We start from the raw sequence: 18,544 nt of genomic DNA on the forward strand, positions 1-18,544 counted from the left end.
GAGTATTCCGACTGCTTTGTCGGAGTGCAAAGTTACATTTTATATTTTAAAAAAGTTCATTTATTTTCAAGTTTAACTCCCTGATACAAAATACAAAAAAGGATGGAAATTTATTTCCATCCTTTTTTGTATCTAATATATAAGTACTTCGTCTGTAAAAAGATAGCCTTTCATACTGTTAGTGGCTTTTATCCGGACAAATCTGGCCGCCTGGCTTTTGGGCAATTTCAATTCAAATTTTTTAAATTTCAGCTTCGGATCATCCGTTCCCACATCATTTTTGACGGTTCCAATCTCCCGGAAAGTTTTTCCGTTATCAGAAATAAGTACCGTAAATTCTCCAGGGAAATAGACACCCGGTCCCGGAACCTGCATAAAATTCATGGCTACGCTTTTGATTTCCTCTCTTCGTTCAAAATCTACGGTAATGTCCAGATCTTTTGTAAAACCCTGCCACTCTCCGTCGCCATAGCTTAATCCTCCTTTTCTACCGTTGGTTAGTGTGAGTTCTTTCTGAGCCGGATAGCCATCCCAGCTATTTTGATAAATAACGGTTTTTCCAATTGCTTTATGTACATCTACCTCTATACTCTGTACAGGCCCTACTCGAACAGAATCGATAAACATGGCTGCTGTGAGTGTTGTTGGTATCGTAAGATCTATCGGCTGGGTATACGTTGTAGAATGGGCAGTAGGTACCGAACCGTCGATCGTATAATGTATGTCCGGATTGGTCTGTTCGGTATTGATGCTGATCAGATTACTGTACCTTTTGTCGTTAAATTGTACATCAAACCTCACATTGTAGGAAGGACGATAATAGTTTACTTCCAGTTGTTGCAGAATTTTATAATGATTTTGTAGTCTTGCTTTGAAGTCTTCCCAGTTTTTATCTTCTTTTTTGGACCAGACAATTTCCGAAAGAGCCAGCGCTCTTGGAAATGCCATATATTCTACATGCTGATAAGTAGGCATGTACTCCGCCCACAGATTGGCTTGCGCACCTAATACATGTTTTGCTTTATCGCTGCTGATCGTTGTGGGGACCGGGTCATAGGAGTAGACTTTTTCTATGGGCAGGTAACCACCAATCGCTTCAGGCTGTGTACGTGGGTCTGTCTGATAACTGTCGAAGTACAGGTAACCGCCCGGAGTCATGATGACATCATGACCGGCATTTGCTGCTTTTATACCTCCGTCCTCTCCACGCCAGCTCATTACTGTTGCCCCTTCGCTCAATCCTCCTTCCAGAATCTCATCCCATCCTAATAGCTTTCGGCCTTTCGACTGCAGATACTGATCCATCTGTCTGATGGCATAACTTTGAAGTTCTTCCTCATTCTTTAATCCCTCTTTTTTCATGAGTGCCTGATCTTTCGGGCAGTTTTTCCAATGCTCTTTAGCCGCTTCATCACCACCGATGTGTATATAGGTCGACGGAAATATCTGTATAACTTCGTCGAGTACATTTTTGAGGAAGGTGAATGTTTCTTCGTTTCCTATACAGAATTCTCCTTGTGTGTATGGCTTGCCGGAACATGAAAGTTGCGGGAATACCGCCAGAACCTCTTCTGAGTGCCCCGGCATTTCGATTTCCGGAATAATAGTAATGCCTTTACGGGCAGCATAAGCTACCAGTTCACGAGCCTGATCCTGTGTATAATACCCTCCGCTGGCATTAGGCGTCCCTTGTTCTACATACTGACGGCCGTTATTCCACCATTCTTTCCAGCTGGAATGAGTACGCCAGGCCGCTTTTTGTGTCAATTCAGGATACTTATGAATCTCTAATCTCCAGCCTGCTCCATCTGTAAGATGCCAGTGGAGGCGGTTAAATTTATAAATGGCCATCACATCTACAAATTTCTTCAAAGATGCAAACGGCATAAAATGACGTGAAACATCAAGCATTATTCCTCTGTATCCAAACCGCGGACTATCTTCGATCTCTACGGCAGGTAATATTTCGGGTTGATCCTGAAGGTAGGACATTTGAATCAGGGTGTAGATGGCATTTATCATCATCGCAGGAGTCTTGGCCTTCAGAACAATTCCATTGTTATCAATATCGATGTGATAACTGTTGTCCCCGATCTGATCTGTACTGAATCCGGGAATCAGTCTGATTCCGTTTTCAGGAGTTTTCTTAATTTTTTTGATTTTTTCTATGGTAAATCCTTTTATTGAAGGATGCTCGGTTAATAAACCTGCGACTTCCTCAAATTCAGGAGATACATATATAATAGGTTGCTCCGGAATAGTATAGCTGCCTACATGATATGTAATTCGATTGGGTTTGGGAATAATGTTCAGCGTTTTGTTTTGAGCTAAACCTGTCAGGGGCAATAAAAAGAATAAAAGAAGTGTATTAAGGATAATTCGAAACATGTCAGTGATAGCGTTTTTTGTTACAAATATCTTAAATTAGGTTCTAAAAAGCGACTTTGCGCATAAATAATTAACTGTAAAAGGGACTAATTGTTTTATGATATTATTCAAACAATTTGAAATCTCTGATTTATCCGAATATTCCTTAACTTTGTGCTATGATTGAACTTCCAGTTATTCCGGTAACCCCGACGCAGAGAAGACCAGATTGGTTACGTGTAAAATTGCCTGTAGGCAAAGAATACAGACATGTACGAAGTCTTGTTGATGAGCATAAACTACATACGATCTGCGAAAGTGGTAACTGTCCTAATATGGGTGAATGTTGGGGAGCCGGTACGGCGACCTTTATGATTTTGGGAAACATCTGTACCCGATCATGTTCTTTCTGTGCTGTGGCTACGGGCCGACCGTTGCCGGCAGATCTGGATGAACCTAATCGTGTAGCAGATTCGGTAAAGCTTATGCAGGTAAAACATTGTGTTATTACTTCTGTAGACCGTGATGATCTGAAAGATGGAGGTTCAACAATCTGGGCTGAAACAATCAATGCGATTCGCAGAGAAAGTCCTGAAACAACACTTGAAACTTTAATTCCTGATTTCAAAGGACAGTGGGACAATCTGGACCGTGTACTTGCTGTACGTCCTGAGGTTGTCTCTCATAATCTGGAAACTGTACGCAGGCTGACAAGAGAAGTGCGTATACAGGCTAAATATGATCGTTCGCTGGAATGTCTGAGACGAATCTCTGAGGCAGGTCTACGGACTAAATCAGGTATCATGCTGGGACTGGGAGAGACTGAAGAAGATGTAATCGAAGCTATGCAGGATCTGTATGATGTAGGTGTTCACATCCTTACTCTGGGGCAATACCTGCAACCTACAAAAGCACATCACCCGGTTATCGATTGGATTACTCCGGCACAATTTGATAAATACAAAGAGATCGGATTGAAAATGGGATTCAAATACGTAGAATCTGGACCATTAGTGCGTTCATCATACCATGCTGAAAAGCATTTATTTGATATGCAATAAGATCCTGATCTGTAAATATAAGAATATACCCTCTCCTTAATCCGAGAGGGTATTTTATTTTTAATACAAGACCATAAAAGTCTTCCTACAGATTGAACAATACTTTGACTATCGCCATACGACCGCGCAGATCATACCTGTTATCGGATAACATATTGGATGATACCGTATAGGTTTGAAACGTTTTGATGTTAGCCAGATTACTCATATCCAATTCCAGGTCTGTTTTCCATTTTTGAATGCGGTAACGTGCAAAGAAATCTACAAATGTATAATTGATGTCTCTCATCAAAGGTTGATGAGTGTAATAGTGTCGCATACTGAATCGTAAGTAGGTATTTTTAAAAGGGTGAACAGGAAATCCTATCACTTGTGTAATTCCGGTAACCTGTCTGTCGAAACCATCTTCTGCCTCTCTTTGTCTGCTGATATTCCAGTTAATCGTACCGGAGTAAGACAGGTTGTAATTCTTCCATATCTTAGCTTCGAATCCAGGCTGAATCACATAACTGGTATTCCGGAATGGTAAAAGTGCATCATTAAAAAGCTGATTATAATCAGAAAGATTCCATGATACTTTGAGCTTGACGGTACTTGCTAAGCGAAATAAGTATTTATCAAATCCAACATAACCCGAGTATGCAAGGATTTTATTGTCCATAGGTACCAGTATTTCTTCCGTAATATTATTACTGACCCTTGAGGAAATAATGGTATTGGATACCGATTGACTATAATTAAGTCCGGCATTGACAAACAGTATTTTTGTAATCCTGTTAAAGTTGTAATTCAATCCGATATTATGCCCCTGACTTTCATTGATTTCGGATTGATTCTGACTCAGCATCCGGTAATTCCGGACCAGCAAACCCCGATATACATTTGTAATCCCGCCAAAAGAATTGCTGAAGTTGTAATTTAGGCTGATCTCATCTTCCTGCATTACTTTCATTTTGAATTTAAAAACAGGATTAAATAACACATCGTTTCTGTTTTTCTTAAGATCAAATCCCGGATCAGAAAAAGAGGTGATCTGATAGGCAAGGGGGAGAGAAAGCATGGTTTCAAATCGATTTTGTTTCCATTCATATTGGGCATTGACATAAAATTTGTTGCGAAGCCATGTCATATCATTGCCCGGCTGTCCTCCGGATTGCAGGGCATCAGTTTCTGTTTGGCGGAGCAAAAGATCAGAACGAAGGTGTTGCCTGTCATTGGAAATTCCGGCTTCATAAAGTTGCCGGATCTTAGATTTAGAGATCCGATAGCCTGCTGATAATGTATTATAGAGTGTTGGGACTTCGACTTTTTGGTGAGTAGCACTGTAACTTTGATCTGAATTTAATATATCCGGAAATATTCCCGGTTGTATATTCAGAAACTGCGGTTTATTACCATAACTAAACGACCAGTTGAGCTCTATTATATGCTTATTTTTAAATTCCGGAACAAAACTCAGCTGATTGGAAATTCCCCGTATAGTATGCTGCCGCTTCTGATCTATAGATTGTGCATTACTTAGTAATGCAGCAATACCATTCTGTTTTTCATATTCAAAGGACAGGGTATTGTTGATATACTTTTTCTCTATATTTTTACTGAGTGTAAGCCGTATAGCACTCATAAATTTTTCGGTCTCTGTATGTTGTGACTCATCAAAAGATGCTGTCCCGGTTTCTGAATAATATACAGTCTGCCCTCTGAAAGATCTTCTTTCTTTATCATATAAAGCCTGAATGTTTGATTTGAGCTGCAGATCATTTTTCAGATTAAACAGATTATTGGTATTTAATGCTCCGGTATTATTAAAGTAATACTGCTGTTTGGATATCGGTGGAGGACCTATTGTGCCAAGAGACAATAAATTGTTGACACTGGAATTTCCGAGTTTTGAAAATATGGATGCCTGATTATACCCGACCAGATCTCCTGTAAGATCTTTTCCGGTATTATTACCGTTGAGTACATTCAGCATTTTATATTTCTTATTAAACAGAATACTGTTCAACTCGGAATCGTACTGTTTGGGAAATCCTCCCCCAAGTTTAGCCTGTCCGGTTAGTTTGAGTCTGGCGTCATCCTTTATCAACAGATTTATGGCAACCTGATCTGTAAACCGTTTGTTTTTTAATACTTTCAGATGCTCATGATTATTGAGAACCTGAATATCCTGTACCATTTTATAAGGAATGGTGCGTGTCCCGATTGCATATCTGTCATCCAGCAGATCATCGCCATCTATGTAAAAGTTGGAGATGGCCTTTCCCTGATATTTGATCTGCCCCGATTCACTGACTTCCATTCCCGGTATTCGTTTGATTACATCTCCGATAGACCGGTCCTCTTCTTTCGCAAAAGATTCTACATTATAGGAAAGTGTATCTCCTAATTTTCTGATTTGTGGCCGGCTCCTGACTTCCACATCTTCCAGTAAATGTATTTTGGGAATAAGGGTAACGATTAGGTCAGCAGCTCCTTTATGGAGCTGCTGTCTGAACTTTTCATAACCCAGGTGATTTATTTCCATGATTAACTCTTCCGTAGGCCGGGTCGTTATGATCGTAAAATTGCCTTCTGCATTTGTTGATTTAAAAGCGATTATCTTATTTTCTCCAGATAGCAGATTGACGCTTGCATACGGGATTTTTTGTTTGCTGTTTGCATCTGTAACTGTTCCCGACACCTTATATTGCTGCGCCGAACATCCTGTACGAAGTAACCATAGAAATAGTAAAAGAATGAGTTTTTTCATTTACGGAATCAATTCGATAGGATTGTTTGTGATTTTAGAAGGTTTATAATTATCGTCCTGCTGCACATTTACACTTTTTATTTTTGACATGTCCATTTCTCCGGATGCTTTGGCGCTAGTGGACGACACCGTAATACTGTTGCCTGATACACTTACACCTGCAGCATTTTGTCTTTGTGCCTGTTTGGCCTGTATATAAGCTTGTGGATTAGCGTGAAAGGCGTCCTGAATTTTCTTAATTTCTTTGAGATTTGATTTAACAGCATTTGCCGGTAACTCTACATTTAAGAGACCGTTGTCCAGTTTGTCAAAGCCTGAATATTCAAATATGACTTCCTTTTTATCGTCATAAGCTTCCAGAATAAGCCCGGGCAATCCCTGTAATTTCCAGGGTCCGAATGGAAATGGTAATTCCGTTGTGAACCAGGCTGTATAGTTTCTGCCTTTGTAATTAGTATGCGCTTTCTGAGTCTTGTAACCGCCTATCTCCCGTGTTTCTTCCCCTATATTCCAATCCAGTTCGGGCCATTGTGTATCCACCAGAAATTTGTCACCGGCGACATCCTTAAGCTCTGTGAGCTTGTGCTCATGAGGACGGCAATAGTAAGATTCCTGTGTCGGAGAGGTATTCCTTACAATTTTCAGATTACCGTCAAATGCAGGATTGTCCATTTGTTTTTTTATATCTTCCTGTGCCCGGTTTGAAGAATAAGAGGTAAAGTAACTCGAATTCTTGCCCAGATATAATACCATTTCATCCCGCCGAAATTGTTCCCGGTTGCTGGTGTCATTGACGTATTTAAAAAGATAATGCGCTTTTGCTAGCGCAGGTTCTGTCTGCTGTGCATGGGCAGAGCTTAATAGGAATAACCCGATCAAAAATAAATATGATTTTTTCATAATATTACATTTATATCGTAAATATACGAAATTATCGTAATTAAGAAATTATTTTGAATTTCTTCTTTTTGTTGTTCAGGAAGTATCTGTAGGAGTAAGCATTGGGTTGCTATTGGATAGTCTGCAGATGTTGGATATATTTGAATGAATTAATAAACAAGCTCCATGATAAAATTTAAAATAAGCTTTGCTCTATTTATATCTCTTTGTTTCTTCACCATCAGTCAGGCACAGTCCAAAAAGATATTGGTGCATACAAACTACGGAGATTTTAAGGTATTGTTATATGATTATACAGCACATCACCAGCAACTTCTCCTTGATGCTATACAAAGCGGAGTCTATACAAACGCACAGTTTAATCGTGTAATTTCAGATTTTGTTGTGCAGGGCGGAGAGCTTGACGAAGATATTCTTTCAGAAGAAGCTAAATCTCCTTCAAAACCACCTGTTCGTCTTGCTCCTGAATTTGATACACGTGCATTTCATAAAATAGGTGCATTGGGAGCAGGCCGGGACAATAATCCTACCAAATCTTCTTTTCTGAATCAGCTCTATTTTGTTGTGGGCAAAAAAGTAACTGTTCAGGATCTTGATGCATTGGAGAAGAAAAAGGGGATTGTATATAGCAAAGAACAACGGGAAGAATACCTCAAAAATGGTGGACAGCCGAGACTCGATCATGATTATACAGTATTTGGTGAAATATATGAAGGTCTGGATGTGATTATGAAGATCAGTAAGGCAAAAACCTCTTCTGCCGATTTGCCTGTAGATAAAGTTACATTTTCCCTTACTGTAATCGAATAACAGTTATAATGAATTTATTAGTCGCTAAAGTATTTACCTGTGTCCATGCCCGGAAAATGGTTTCAGATTAGTCTTTTTAATTTTGCAATTGCCGCATGTATGGGCCTGCTGTTGCGTTATGCCGGGCTCTATCCGATTGGCAATATCAATTTTAAGTTTCTTTTACATGGACATTCTCATGGTGCTATGCTGGGGTGGATTTATATTGCATTGGCTGCATTGATTTATGATTGTTTTGCTGAACAAAGCAAACAGTCTGAAAAATACTTCAATATACTGTTCATTGTATCTCAGATTGCGGTTATCGGGATGTTTATATTCTTTCCTATCCAGGGATATGCTGCCTGTTCTATCATTTTTTCTACTTTACACTTGCTTTGCAGTTATATATTTGTGTACCTGATCTGGAAATTTCGGAAAAAAGAACGTAATACCGGATCTGCTTTGTTGAAGACGGCACTGGGTTTTATGCTGATCTCTACCATCGGGGTATGGTGTCTGGGACCAGCTGTTGGATTAATGGGAAATACTTCAGCATTCTTCCATATCGCAATACAGTTTTTTCTACACTTTCAATTTAACGGATGGTTTGTGATCGCAATACTGGCCATTGCTTTTTACTTCTTCAGGATACAGTTTTCAGCAAAGGATTGGCGTGTTTTTTATATACTGCTACTCCTGTCTGTCGTGCTCACCTTTGCTTTGCCACTGAGCTGGTATCTCAAAAATCCGCTATTGTATGTGCTGCATGTCGTTGGATTGTTAGCCCAACTCGCTGCTTCTGTAATGCTTTATCGTTCGGTACATTCGCAGGTGCGTGGCGTCTTTAAAATATATTCAAGGACAGAGCGTATTCTGTTTATGTACAGTCTATTGACTCTGTTAATAAAAATACTGATCCCTTTTGTACTGTTGTATCCCTCTATGATGGAGGCTGTACATTATATAAGACATCTGGTTATCGCTTTTATACACCTGTTGATGCTGGGAACTATCAGCGGAAGTCTGCTGCTATTTGCAATGAGATCTGGCTGGATTAATGTTTCTTCATTTGTTGTCAGCTTTTCAAGCTATCTGCTTATTATTGGCTTCCTTTTGACAGAAATATTATTGCTTTTGCAGGGCGTATGTATCTATATGGGCTGGCCATTGGTTCCTTATTATCCTTTCCTTCTGTTTGGTGCCAGCATTGTGCTTTGTGTCGCTGTTTTACTACTTTTTATTTTTTCTTTTATTCCAAAAAGGCAATACAAAGAATCTAATGTTAAAGTTTAGTTAATTGCCTGTTTTTCAGAGGTCGGGGATCTGTGTGTGGCATTTGTTTTGACCGGATTATTTCAGTTTAATTCTTAAAAATTAGAGTTATGAATCTCTCAAATTATTTCAAAAAAATGGCAGCCGTTGCTGCTATGGTTTCAGTGTTTGGAATTGCAGCAAGTCAGGCACAACAGACTACCCCTGAGAAAGCGGTAAAAAAATCTGAGCAAAAGATAAAATCTGCTTCAGATAAATCAAAAGAAAAAACAAAACAGACAGCAACAAAGGAAAAGGAAGCCGCAAAAAAGGTGACCGAAACAGCAAAGAAAGAACCGGCAAAAGAAAAGACGAAGGCCGTAAAAGCGGAAGAGTCTACAACGAAGAAGGCTACCACAAAAGCTAAAAAAGAAGTAGCAGCCGCTAAAAAGGAAACAGCTTCCTCAACAGATAAATTGAGCGGTGAAAAATATAATGGTCATCAGGTGTATGTAGGTCCTAAAGGAGGTAAATACTACATCAATAGTAATGGAAACAAAACATATATCAGCCAAAAATAGGCTGATATAATATTGGAAAATACGGCATCTGATGATGCCGTATTTTTTTATGAATAGCTATTTCCGCATGAATACGCTCTCGCCTGCAATCACAGTCCGTATAATCTTTGTGCCTCTGAGTTCCTGATTAGGAATCTGCATAATATCTTTATCCAGAATAACAAAATCAGCATCTTTTCCTTTTTCTATACTTCCCCGTTGTTTTTCCTGAAAGCAGGAATAAGCAGCCCATATGGTCATACCACGTAAGGCCTGTTCACGGCTGATGGCATTTTCCATTTGAAATCCTCCCTGCGGAAATCCTTGAGCATCCACTCGTGCTACAGCAGCATGAAATCCATAAAGCGGATTAAAATGTTCAACAGGGAAATCACTTCCCAAAGCCAGCATGCCGTACTCTTCCAAGAGATTTTTGTAAGCGTATGCTCCTTTGAGCCTTTCCTCTCCTAAACGATCCTTGGCCCAGTACATATCTGAGGTAGCATGAGTGGGCTGTACCGATGGAATAATATGGAATTGTCTGAATTTGTGAAAATCACCAGGTGCAATGATCTGTGCATGCTCTATGCGCCAGCGGCGGTTGATATTGTCTTTTAAATATTTTCCGTAAGTATCTAATATAATCCGGTTAGCCGAATCTCCGATAGCATGTGTATTGACCTGAAAAGGACTGTTTGCCAATTGCCGGATCACGGTATCAAATGCCGAAGGACTATGTAGCAGAAATCCTTTTGTCGGAGCGTCATGGTAATGTGCCAGAAGACAGGCTCCTCTGGATCCTAACGCTCCGTCTGCCAATAGCTTAAAAGAACGGATTGTGAGCCTATCTGCATCATATATGCCTTCTTTCAGATAGTGACTTACATTCTCCGGATTGGTGGCTACCATAGCATAGTCTCTGATTTTTAATTCATCCCTCTTGTAGAAATTCTTCAGCATTTCTAATTGGATATGCGAGAGCCCGGCATCGACAATAGTAGTCAGCCCTACAGACAGGAGTGAATCCTGAGCGACCTTCAGTGTTCGAAGAATAGCAGATTCTTCCGCTTCCGGAATCTGATGACTGACCAGGTCCATGGCATTGTCGACTAGTATACCATTCGGAATTCCGTTTTCTCCGCCTATAAGTCCTCCTTCGATAGTACGTACATCGTTGACTTTTGCAATACGAAGTGCCTGAGAGTTAACTACAGCAGCATGATAATCTACGCGGGAAAGGTATACCGGGATATCTGGAAACGCTTTATCTAACAGTTCTTTCGTTGGAAATTTCTTATCCTTCCAAAGATTTTGATCCCATCCTCCTCCGATAATCCATTTTTTTTCGGGGCGTGCTTTATGATAAGCCTGTAGACGGGTTATTACTTCCTCAAATGATTTACTACCCATCAGATCTACCTGATCCAATAATTCACCGAGTAGGAAAAAGTGAGCATGTGCATCGTAAAATCCGGGATAAATGGCTTTGCCGTTTGCATTAATCTCTTCTTTTGTCGTATACTGCTGCCGGATAGCTGTACCTGATCCTATTGACACAAACTTGCCGTCTTTTACGGCAAAAGCTTCTGCAACCGTAAATGCTGAATCCACGGTGTAGACTCGGGCATTGTATACAATCAGATCGACCTGTTTGGTCGGTTTGCAAGCGAATAGAAGGAATAAACTAAAGACACAATAAAGGTAAATGCTCCGCATATCATAAGGATTGATCACACTAAAATACAAATCATTGGGATACAATACGATGTGAATTTTGTTTTATTTCAATTAAAAGTGTTTTCTTTTTAAAGATATACTATCAAAGCACACTAAACCTTTTCGAAAAAACGTTGTCTATGATAAGCACCGGTGTCTGTATAACCGGTTGGCCTTTAATGATTTCTTAATATATAAATGCAAGGATCAAGTTGTAAATTTATACAGTTAAAAATGCCTCCTATGAAAGTTATGATAAGAATTGCTGTAGTTCTGTTTATTTCTCTTTCTTTTCTTCCCGGAAGTTACAGTCAGGAAGTGAAAGTCAAAGGCAGTTTTCCGTATAAACAAAAAGGACTCACTGAAAAGGAGGCCATTGTACATCTGCTTAGCCGTTTTACCTATGGTTTTGATCAGCAACAGATCGAAAAAGTAGAAAAGCAGGGATTGGAAAAATGGTTTAGACAACAGCTTGAGGGCAATATAAAGGACGATCGGCTGAATAATCTAATGGATAATTATGCAGATGTATTATTAAGCAATCGTGCGATTGATTCCCTCTATCCGCGCTCAGCCCGCGTCCGAAGACAAGCTGTCAAGGAAGGTTTTATTTCAAAGGATTCCATTGATAACAGCAAGCAGTATTATAAAGAGGCGATTCGAAAATTTATGGAAGTAAAAGGTTACAGACCTGAAAACGAATTAAATCGTCAGTTTCTGGCTTCTAAAATAGTACGAGCTGTATATAGTCAGAATCAGCTTCGTGAAGTAATGACCGATTTCTGGTTTAATCACTTTAATGTATCTTTTACTAAAGGGCAGGCGGCTCCGTTTATACCCAATTATGAGGCTTATGTCATCAGACCCAATGCCTTAGGAGATTTTCAGGATCTGCTTCTGGCAACAGCTAAAGCCCCGGCTATGCTGATGTATCTGGACAATTTTTCAAGTGTTGCCGATAACCCCAAAAGCAAGGGAAAAAAGGGACTAAATGAAAATTATGCACGTGAACTGATGGAACTGCATACATTGGGTGTAGACGGAGGATATACGCAAAAAGATGTGACAGAAGCGGCTCGTGTTCTCACAGGCTGGACAATCTATCCGATGCAAGGCTATGGAAATGTACAGAAGGAGAATATCGCTAACAATAAGAATAATGTAACGGAGGGTGATTTTTTGTTTTTGGCTAACCGCCACGATAAAGGAACAAAAACCGTATTAGCCCATACCTTTAGCAATAAGGGGTATGAAGAAGGAGTGGAATTATTAAAAATGCTGGCGTCAAAACCACAGACAGCAGAATTTATCGTTCATAAACTTGCTGTTCGGTTTGTATCCGATAATCCTTCTCCGGTATTGGTAAACCGTATGAAGGATGCTTTTCTGAAAAATAACGGCGATATTTCAGCTGTATTGACGATGATGGTGTATTCTCCCGAATTTTGGGATAAGAAAACGATTGATCAAAAAATAAAAACACCTTTTGAGTTAGCAATCAGTGCGGTCAGAGGCCTGGATGCAGATGTGAACAATCCTATCAAACTTAATAACTGGGTAACCCGGATGGGGGAGCAGAAGTATCATTATATCGCTCCTACAGGTTTTCCGGACAAATCGGACTATTGGATCAATACAGGGTCTTTATTGAACAGGATGAATTTCGGACTATCTTTTACTTCAGAAAATAATTCGGGAGTAGAAGTTGATCTGATGCGGGTCACAGAAGGTAGAGAACCTGAAAGTGCCGAACAGGCACTGGAAGTATTTGGCCGGAAGCTTTTGCCGGATGCAGATATGGATGCGCTGAAAAAGAGACTGACACCTTTACTGACACAGCAGGATCTGCAGGAGAAAGTATCAGCAGCCTCGCAGAAAAACAGAGATAAAGGCATGATGCAGGATGATCCTGCACAGGTACAGAAGATAAGTACAAAGAATAAGAATCAGACCAATGCTATGCTGGCACAGATTGTAGGACTTATTATAGGTTCTCCGGAGTTTCAGCGGCGGTAATAAGATAAAAGAAGATGTTAAACAGACGGGCATTTTTAAAAAATTCAGGATTGGGCCTATTCGGAATAGGTCTGATGGGGGGTATTCCTGCTTTTTTAGCTGAAGCAGTTGCCAGAGAAAAACTACTAAGCCCCTACAGCAAGCGTAAGGTCATGGTCTGTATTTTTCAACGGGGTGCTATGGACGGATTGATGGCTGTAACGCCATTTCTGGATACCCATTTGCAGGCTGCGCGTCCGGATTTATTTTTATCGGCGGCAAAATCGGAAGGAGCATCTGCACTGATTGATCTGGACGGAAAATACGGGCTGCATCCGGGGATGAAAGCATTTGAGGAAGTCTTTCGTGAAAACCGGCTAGCCATCGTTCACGGAATGGGATCTCCTAATACCACACGTTCTCATTTTGATGCGCAGGATTATATGGAGTCAGGTACGCCTTTTGAAAAAAATACCAGCAGCGGGTGGTTGAATCGTGCAGTCGGATTATTGGGACATGATAGTCTGACTCCTTTTTCAGCAGTCAGTATCACGGCAGCGCTACCCCGATCACTATATGGTCAGCATGAAGCTCTGGCAATCAGTGATATTAAGAATTTTAAGATACAGGGCAAAGGGGTGACTTTTAATCAGAATGCAAAGAGCTTTGAAGATCTGTATGATAATACAGTGAATGAAGTCTTACGTGATACCGGTAAGGAAAGCTTTGAAGCGATGAAAATGTTGCAGAGTAATGCCGTTAAAAATTATGAGCCGGCCAATAATGTAACGTATCCGGGAAGTAGTCTGGGTAAGTCTCTGAAGCAAATCGCACAATTGATCAAAATGGATGTGGGGCTGGAAGTTGCGTTTACAGAGAGTAATGGCTGGGATACACATTTTAATCAAGGAAAGGATACCGGAATTTTTGCGCGCAATGTTGCTGATCTTTCCAATTCAATAATGGCTTTCTGGAAAGATATTGAAGCGTATCAGGATGATGTCACCGTCATGACTATGACAGAATTTGGCCGGACTGTACATCAGAATGGTACAGGTGGTACAGATCACGGACGCGGATCCTGCAATTTTATTCTTGGAAATCAGGTGAATGGCGGGAAAGTGCACGGACATATGGACGAACTGGCAAAAGAAAATCTGGAAGACGGGCGTGATCTTAAAGTGACAACCGATTTCCGGGCTATTTTTTCAGAAGTCGCTGACAGACATCTGAGATTAAATGATGATAAAATATTATTCCCCGATTGGGATGGAAAGTCTATCGGTGTAATGAAGGCATAATGTTTGCTTGATGAGGAGAAATAATATTAAATTATGATCAGATTTATTTTCTCTTCGATTCTTTTAGTGATGAGTTTGACGGTACAGGTGTCTGCTCAACAGACATTACCTGTAAAACGTCCGTTGCTTGTCCCTTTTCAGGTTAACGGAGAATATGGGTTAATGGATACATTGGGAAATGAGGTTAAAGCACCGGGTTTTTGTTTGTCTGTTAAAGTATATGGTGATTTTTCATATTATGTCATTATGGATAAAGATGCAAAAGACAACTATATCTATTGGCTTATGGATACGCAGACAGGCAAACCTATTAATATGGGTACTCTCAAAGATAGCAGTCCGTTAATAATTGTCGGTGACATTGCTTATTACCATTTTGAAAAGGATAATAAGACTGTAATCGCTTCTCCGGTAAACTATCAAAGTTTCACACTGGATAAGATTTATTCCAAGGTAGAATCTTTTAGCATTTATGATTCAACAAGAAAAAATAAGGCACAGTACCTTGCTGTATATGATACAGATAGAACAGGGGCGATTATTTCAGTAGCAGACCAATTCCGAAAGGTTGGCACCATTCCTCCGTTTAAAAAATTAGAGCTTATCAGCGCTACGCTTGATGAAGGATATTCGCGTTATACTTTTCCTGTGGCCTTTGCTGTAGATGAACCCGCTCCTAAGAAAGCTCCAGCTACCTCTGTTAAGACTGCCGGAAAGGGTAAGTCCAGGAAGTCAAACAGGCTGGAACCACCTGAAGCAATTAAACCACCGGAAATGTACAATTCGACATATCCGGATGAAAACTGGAAAGCTGTTATCTATGATAATCAATTAGTCCGTAAAGGAGAGAGCCTGACCACTGATTCTGCGTTAACTTCGCTTTTTGGGGTAAAAGTAAGACTGTCCCGTAATATTCCGGGGGAAGTTTCTGTTGGTTCAGGTATTATAAAGGCCGGAATGGGAGGTAATCAGGGGGAAGAATTAAATGATGAATTTGCAATCAGACAGCTTACTAAGGAAGTATCAGGCGGGGCATACCGCGAAATCCACTACTTCGGACATATAAACAAGGATAATACCTTCACTGAACTGATCTCTCAGGATGATGCACAGTTTACCTGGGCCTATCAGAACAAATCTCCATTGCTTTCTATCCGTTACTATAAAGAGGGGGGAAAGGTCGCTGCTTATTTTGATTTCAATGGTGTCGTATTACCGAAAAATAAATTGATGGTTCCTGCAAAATATTATACCGGCAGTATGAGCCCTTACTTATTCTGACCGAAACAGATGCAGTAAAAAAAGCTGTTCTACAATTGTGGAACAGCTTTTTTGTTTCAAAAATCAAAATAGATGATCTAGCAGTACTCGTCAAATGCAGCAACCAGATTGTCTGCTATCATTTGTGCCGGGCGACCTTCGATCATATGTCTTTCAATCATGTGTACCAATTTACCGTCTTTGAAAAGAGCCATTGCGGGTGATGACGGAGGGTAAGGCAACATGTATTCACGTGCTTTATCTACAGCATCTTTTTCCATACCTGCAAATACAGTAACAAGTTTGTCAGGATGTTTTTCATTTTTTACAGCCGCTTTAGCCGCAGGTCTTGCATTTGCTGCAGCACAACCACATACCGAGTTTACAACTACAAAAACAGTTCCTTCAGAAGGAATTGCCGAATCTACCTCTGCAATGGTTTTTAACTCCTGGAAACCTGCATCCGTAAGCTCCTTACGCATGGGTTCAACTAAATATTCTGGATACATTTCTTCTCTTTTTTAATTAAATATCTACAAATATAAGGCACTTATACTCCCCCGTCAAGTTTATACTCTCAAATGAATGTCAGATTTGTAAATGCCAAAAAGCTAATGTTTTGAATTGACTGTCGTTAATGGTATTTTTGTATTCTAAATTTTAAAAGAGAAAATAATTATGTCATCAATAGAAAGCACGTACATACCGTACAAAGTTAAAGATATCAGCCTTGCAGAGTGGGGCCGTAAAGAAATTGAACTGGCAGAAGCTGAAATGCCGGGATTGATGAGTTTGCGAGAGGAATTTGGCGCTGCCAAACCTCTTAAAGGAGCTCGTATTGCGGGATGTCTGCATATGACTATTCAGACAGCGGTATTAATAGAAACTTTGGTCGAGTTGGGAGCCGATGTGACCTGGTCATCATGTAACATCTTTTCTACTCAGGATCATGCGGCGGCGGCTATTGCAGCAGCGGGTATCCCTGTGTATGCATGGAAAGGAATGAATGCGGAAGAATTTGACTGGTGTATCGAACAAACCTTATATTTTGGAGAAGATCGCCAGCCCTTGAATATGATCCTGGATGATGGTGGTGACCTGACAAATATGGTTTTTGATAAATATCCTGAACTTATCAGCGGTATAAAAGGATTATCCGAAGAAACGACTACAGGTGTTCACCGTCTGTATGAGCGTATGAAAAACGGAACATTACACCTGCCTGCAATCAATGTGAATGATTCGGTTACGAAATCTAAATTTGACAATAAATACGGTTGTCGTGAATCATTGGTAGATGCGATTCGTCGTGCAACAGATCTGATGCTGGCGGGTAAAGTCGCGGTAGTAGCAGGTTACGGAGATGTGGGTAAAGGTTCTGCTGAATCTCTGCGTTCAGCCGGAGTACGTGTTATTGTAACAGAAATTGACCCGATCTGTGCGCTTCAGGCAGCTATGGAAGGATTTGAGGTTAAGAAATTTGCTGATGCAGTAAAAGAAGCTAATATCGTGGTGACTACCACCGGAAATAAAGATATCGTTCGTGCTGAGCACTTCAAAACAATGAAAGATAAAACTGTAGTATGTAACATCGGACACTTTGATAATGAAATTGATGTGGCCTGGTTAAATACAAACTACGGTAATACCAAGATTGAGATCAAACCGCAGGTTGATAAATACACCATCGATGGTAATGACGTTATTTTATTGGCAGAAGGTCGTTTAGTCAATCTGGGATGTGCTACAGGACACCCTTCTTTCGTGATGTCCAACTCGTTTACTAATCAGACGCTGGCTCAATTGGAACTGTGGACTAACACAGCTGCTTATGAAAATAAGGTGTATACTTTACCAAAACATCTGGATGAGAAAGTTGCGCGTCTTCACCTGGCAAAAATCGGCGTGGAATTAGATACTTTAACGGAAGATCAGGCTGCTTATATCGGGGTTACGGTTGACGGTCCTTATAAAGCGGATGCTTACCGGTACTAGGAGATTATCCTCATAAACAAAAAGAGCTTCATCTTAATTTTCAGATGAAGCTCTTTTTTGTTTATCCGTATTCTTCTATAGCTTTCAGGGCATTCTTCAATCTCTCTTCTCCTAATCCTGAAATAAGACTATATCTGGCTTCTAAGCTGTCTAATTCTTTTTTCCAGACTGCCAGGAAATGCTCCCGTTCATTCGGAAAATCACGAAGAGGATCATCTTCCCAGGGCAGGTCGATATCCATCAGCAGGTACAGGTCATAATCTCTGCGTCTGATCTCATTTTTAACTTCTTCCGGAGTATCTCCAAACAGATAATCACACCATACCTTGACGGTTAGAATCGTCGTGTCGCAGATCAGGACTTGATGTTGAGAAAGTGGAATAAGGCTGTCCTCCAGAGCAATCTGTCCATAATACATATTGACTTCATCCTGCAGAGTATATTCATTTTTTAGATTTTTGCAATATTCACGTGCATATTCCGGTACACATACTGTATTGAAATGTCTGGCTATGGCTTGTGCAATGGTCGATTTTCCTGTAGATTCCGGACCTACCACTGCTATTTTCTTTAAAATCTGATTCGCCATTCTTT

Annotated in this window: 14 protein-coding genes; 8 read left to right on the forward strand and 6 right to left on the reverse strand. The window is 40.2% G+C overall.

The features are described 5' to 3' along the window. Window positions 1–132: 132 nt before the first annotated feature. On the reverse strand, window positions 133–2,388 hold the full coding sequence (locus tag I6J03_RS11370) for a glycoside hydrolase family 20 protein (protein WP_201693679.1): 2,256 nt from the start codon (window positions 2,386–2,388) through the stop codon (window positions 133–135). A gap of 158 nt (window positions 2,389–2,546) precedes the next feature. Here I6J03_RS11370 and lipA point away from each other — a divergent pair, with 158 nt between their 5' ends. Beyond that, window positions 2,547–3,428: a lipoyl synthase gene (gene lipA, locus I6J03_RS11375; protein ID WP_003000906.1), complete on the forward strand. Its 882-nt coding sequence runs from the start codon at window positions 2,547–2,549 to the stop codon at window positions 3,426–3,428. An 85-nt stretch (window positions 3,429–3,513) separates the two neighbouring features. On the opposite strand, the gene I6J03_RS11380 is transcribed toward lipA, so the two are convergent. Beyond that, window positions 3,514–6,180 (reverse strand): peptidase associated/transthyretin-like domain-containing protein, encoded by a 2,667-nt coding sequence (locus I6J03_RS11380; protein ID WP_003011515.1) that lies wholly within the window; start codon window positions 6,178–6,180, stop codon window positions 3,514–3,516. Then, the gene (locus I6J03_RS11385; protein WP_201693680.1) at window positions 6,181–7,080 is read right to left on the reverse strand and encodes a GLPGLI family protein; all 900 of its coding nucleotides are present in this window, start codon (window positions 7,078–7,080) and stop codon (window positions 6,181–6,183) included. It abuts the gene before it with no gap. Window positions 7,081–7,245: 165 nt separating this feature from the next. Here I6J03_RS11385 and I6J03_RS11390 point away from each other — a divergent pair, with 165 nt between their 5' ends. The 3 genes from I6J03_RS11390 (at window position 7,246) to I6J03_RS11400 (ending at window position 9,704) form a co-directional block, all read left to right on the forward strand. Beyond that, a complete protein-coding gene (locus tag I6J03_RS11390) occupies window positions 7,246–7,890 on the forward strand; it encodes a peptidylprolyl isomerase (protein ID WP_003011513.1) in 645 nt (214 codons plus the stop codon). Window positions 7,891–7,935: 45 nt separating this feature from the next. After that, window positions 7,936–9,165, forward strand: a complete 1,230-nt coding sequence (locus I6J03_RS11395; RefSeq protein WP_003011512.1) for a hypothetical protein — start codon at window positions 7,936–7,938, stop codon at window positions 9,163–9,165. An 89-nt stretch (window positions 9,166–9,254) separates the two neighbouring features. Then, on the forward strand, window positions 9,255–9,704 hold the full coding sequence (locus I6J03_RS11400; protein WP_003011511.1) for a hypothetical protein: 450 nt from the start codon (window positions 9,255–9,257) through the stop codon (window positions 9,702–9,704). Window positions 9,705–9,761: 57 nt separating this feature from the next. Here the strand turns inward: I6J03_RS11400 and I6J03_RS11405 are convergent, their stop codons facing one another. After that, the gene (locus I6J03_RS11405; protein WP_236586186.1) at window positions 9,762–11,294 is read right to left on the reverse strand and encodes an amidohydrolase; all 1,533 of its coding nucleotides are present in this window, start codon (window positions 11,292–11,294) and stop codon (window positions 9,762–9,764) included. 348 nt (window positions 11,295–11,642) lie between these two features. Between I6J03_RS11405 and I6J03_RS11410 the strand changes: the two genes are divergently transcribed. Genes I6J03_RS11410 through I6J03_RS11420 form a run of 3 tightly spaced genes read left to right on the forward strand, consistent with a single transcriptional unit; the run spans window position 11,643 to window position 15,976 of the window. Continuing rightward, window positions 11,643–13,415, forward strand: a complete 1,773-nt coding sequence (locus tag I6J03_RS11410; protein ID WP_232279843.1) for a DUF1800 domain-containing protein — start codon at window positions 11,643–11,645, stop codon at window positions 13,413–13,415. Between the two features lie 14 nt (window positions 13,416–13,429). Further along, complete coding sequence (locus I6J03_RS11415; RefSeq protein WP_003011506.1) at window positions 13,430–14,695, forward strand: DUF1501 domain-containing protein; 1,266 nt, start codon at window positions 13,430–13,432, stop codon at window positions 14,693–14,695. A 33-nt stretch (window positions 14,696–14,728) separates the two neighbouring features. Next, window positions 14,729–15,976: a hypothetical protein gene (locus I6J03_RS11420; protein WP_232279842.1), complete on the forward strand. Its 1,248-nt coding sequence runs from the start codon at window positions 14,729–14,731 to the stop codon at window positions 15,974–15,976. 77 nt (window positions 15,977–16,053) lie between these two features. On the opposite strand, the gene I6J03_RS11425 is transcribed toward I6J03_RS11420, so the two are convergent. After that, window positions 16,054–16,464 carry a BrxA/BrxB family bacilliredoxin gene (locus tag I6J03_RS11425; RefSeq protein WP_003000873.1) on the reverse strand — a complete coding sequence of 137 codons (411 nt, stop codon included), beginning with the start codon at window positions 16,462–16,464 and terminating at the stop codon, window positions 16,054–16,056. A 169-nt stretch (window positions 16,465–16,633) separates the two neighbouring features. On the opposite strand from I6J03_RS11425, the gene ahcY reads away from it, so the two are divergent. Then, window positions 16,634–17,950 carry an adenosylhomocysteinase gene (gene ahcY / locus I6J03_RS11430; RefSeq protein WP_003011502.1) on the forward strand — a complete coding sequence of 439 codons (1,317 nt, stop codon included), beginning with the start codon at window positions 16,634–16,636 and terminating at the stop codon, window positions 17,948–17,950. Window positions 17,951–18,011: 61 nt separating this feature from the next. Here the strand turns inward: ahcY and I6J03_RS11435 are convergent, their stop codons facing one another. Next, window positions 18,012–18,539, reverse strand: a complete 528-nt coding sequence (locus I6J03_RS11435; RefSeq protein ID WP_003011500.1) for an AAA family ATPase — start codon at window positions 18,537–18,539, stop codon at window positions 18,012–18,014. Window positions 18,540–18,544: the final 5 nt, after the last annotated feature.

The organism is Sphingobacterium spiritivorum, from assembly GCF_016724845.1.
GTDB lineage: Bacteria > Bacteroidota > Bacteroidia > Sphingobacteriales > Sphingobacteriaceae > Sphingobacterium > Sphingobacterium spiritivorum_A.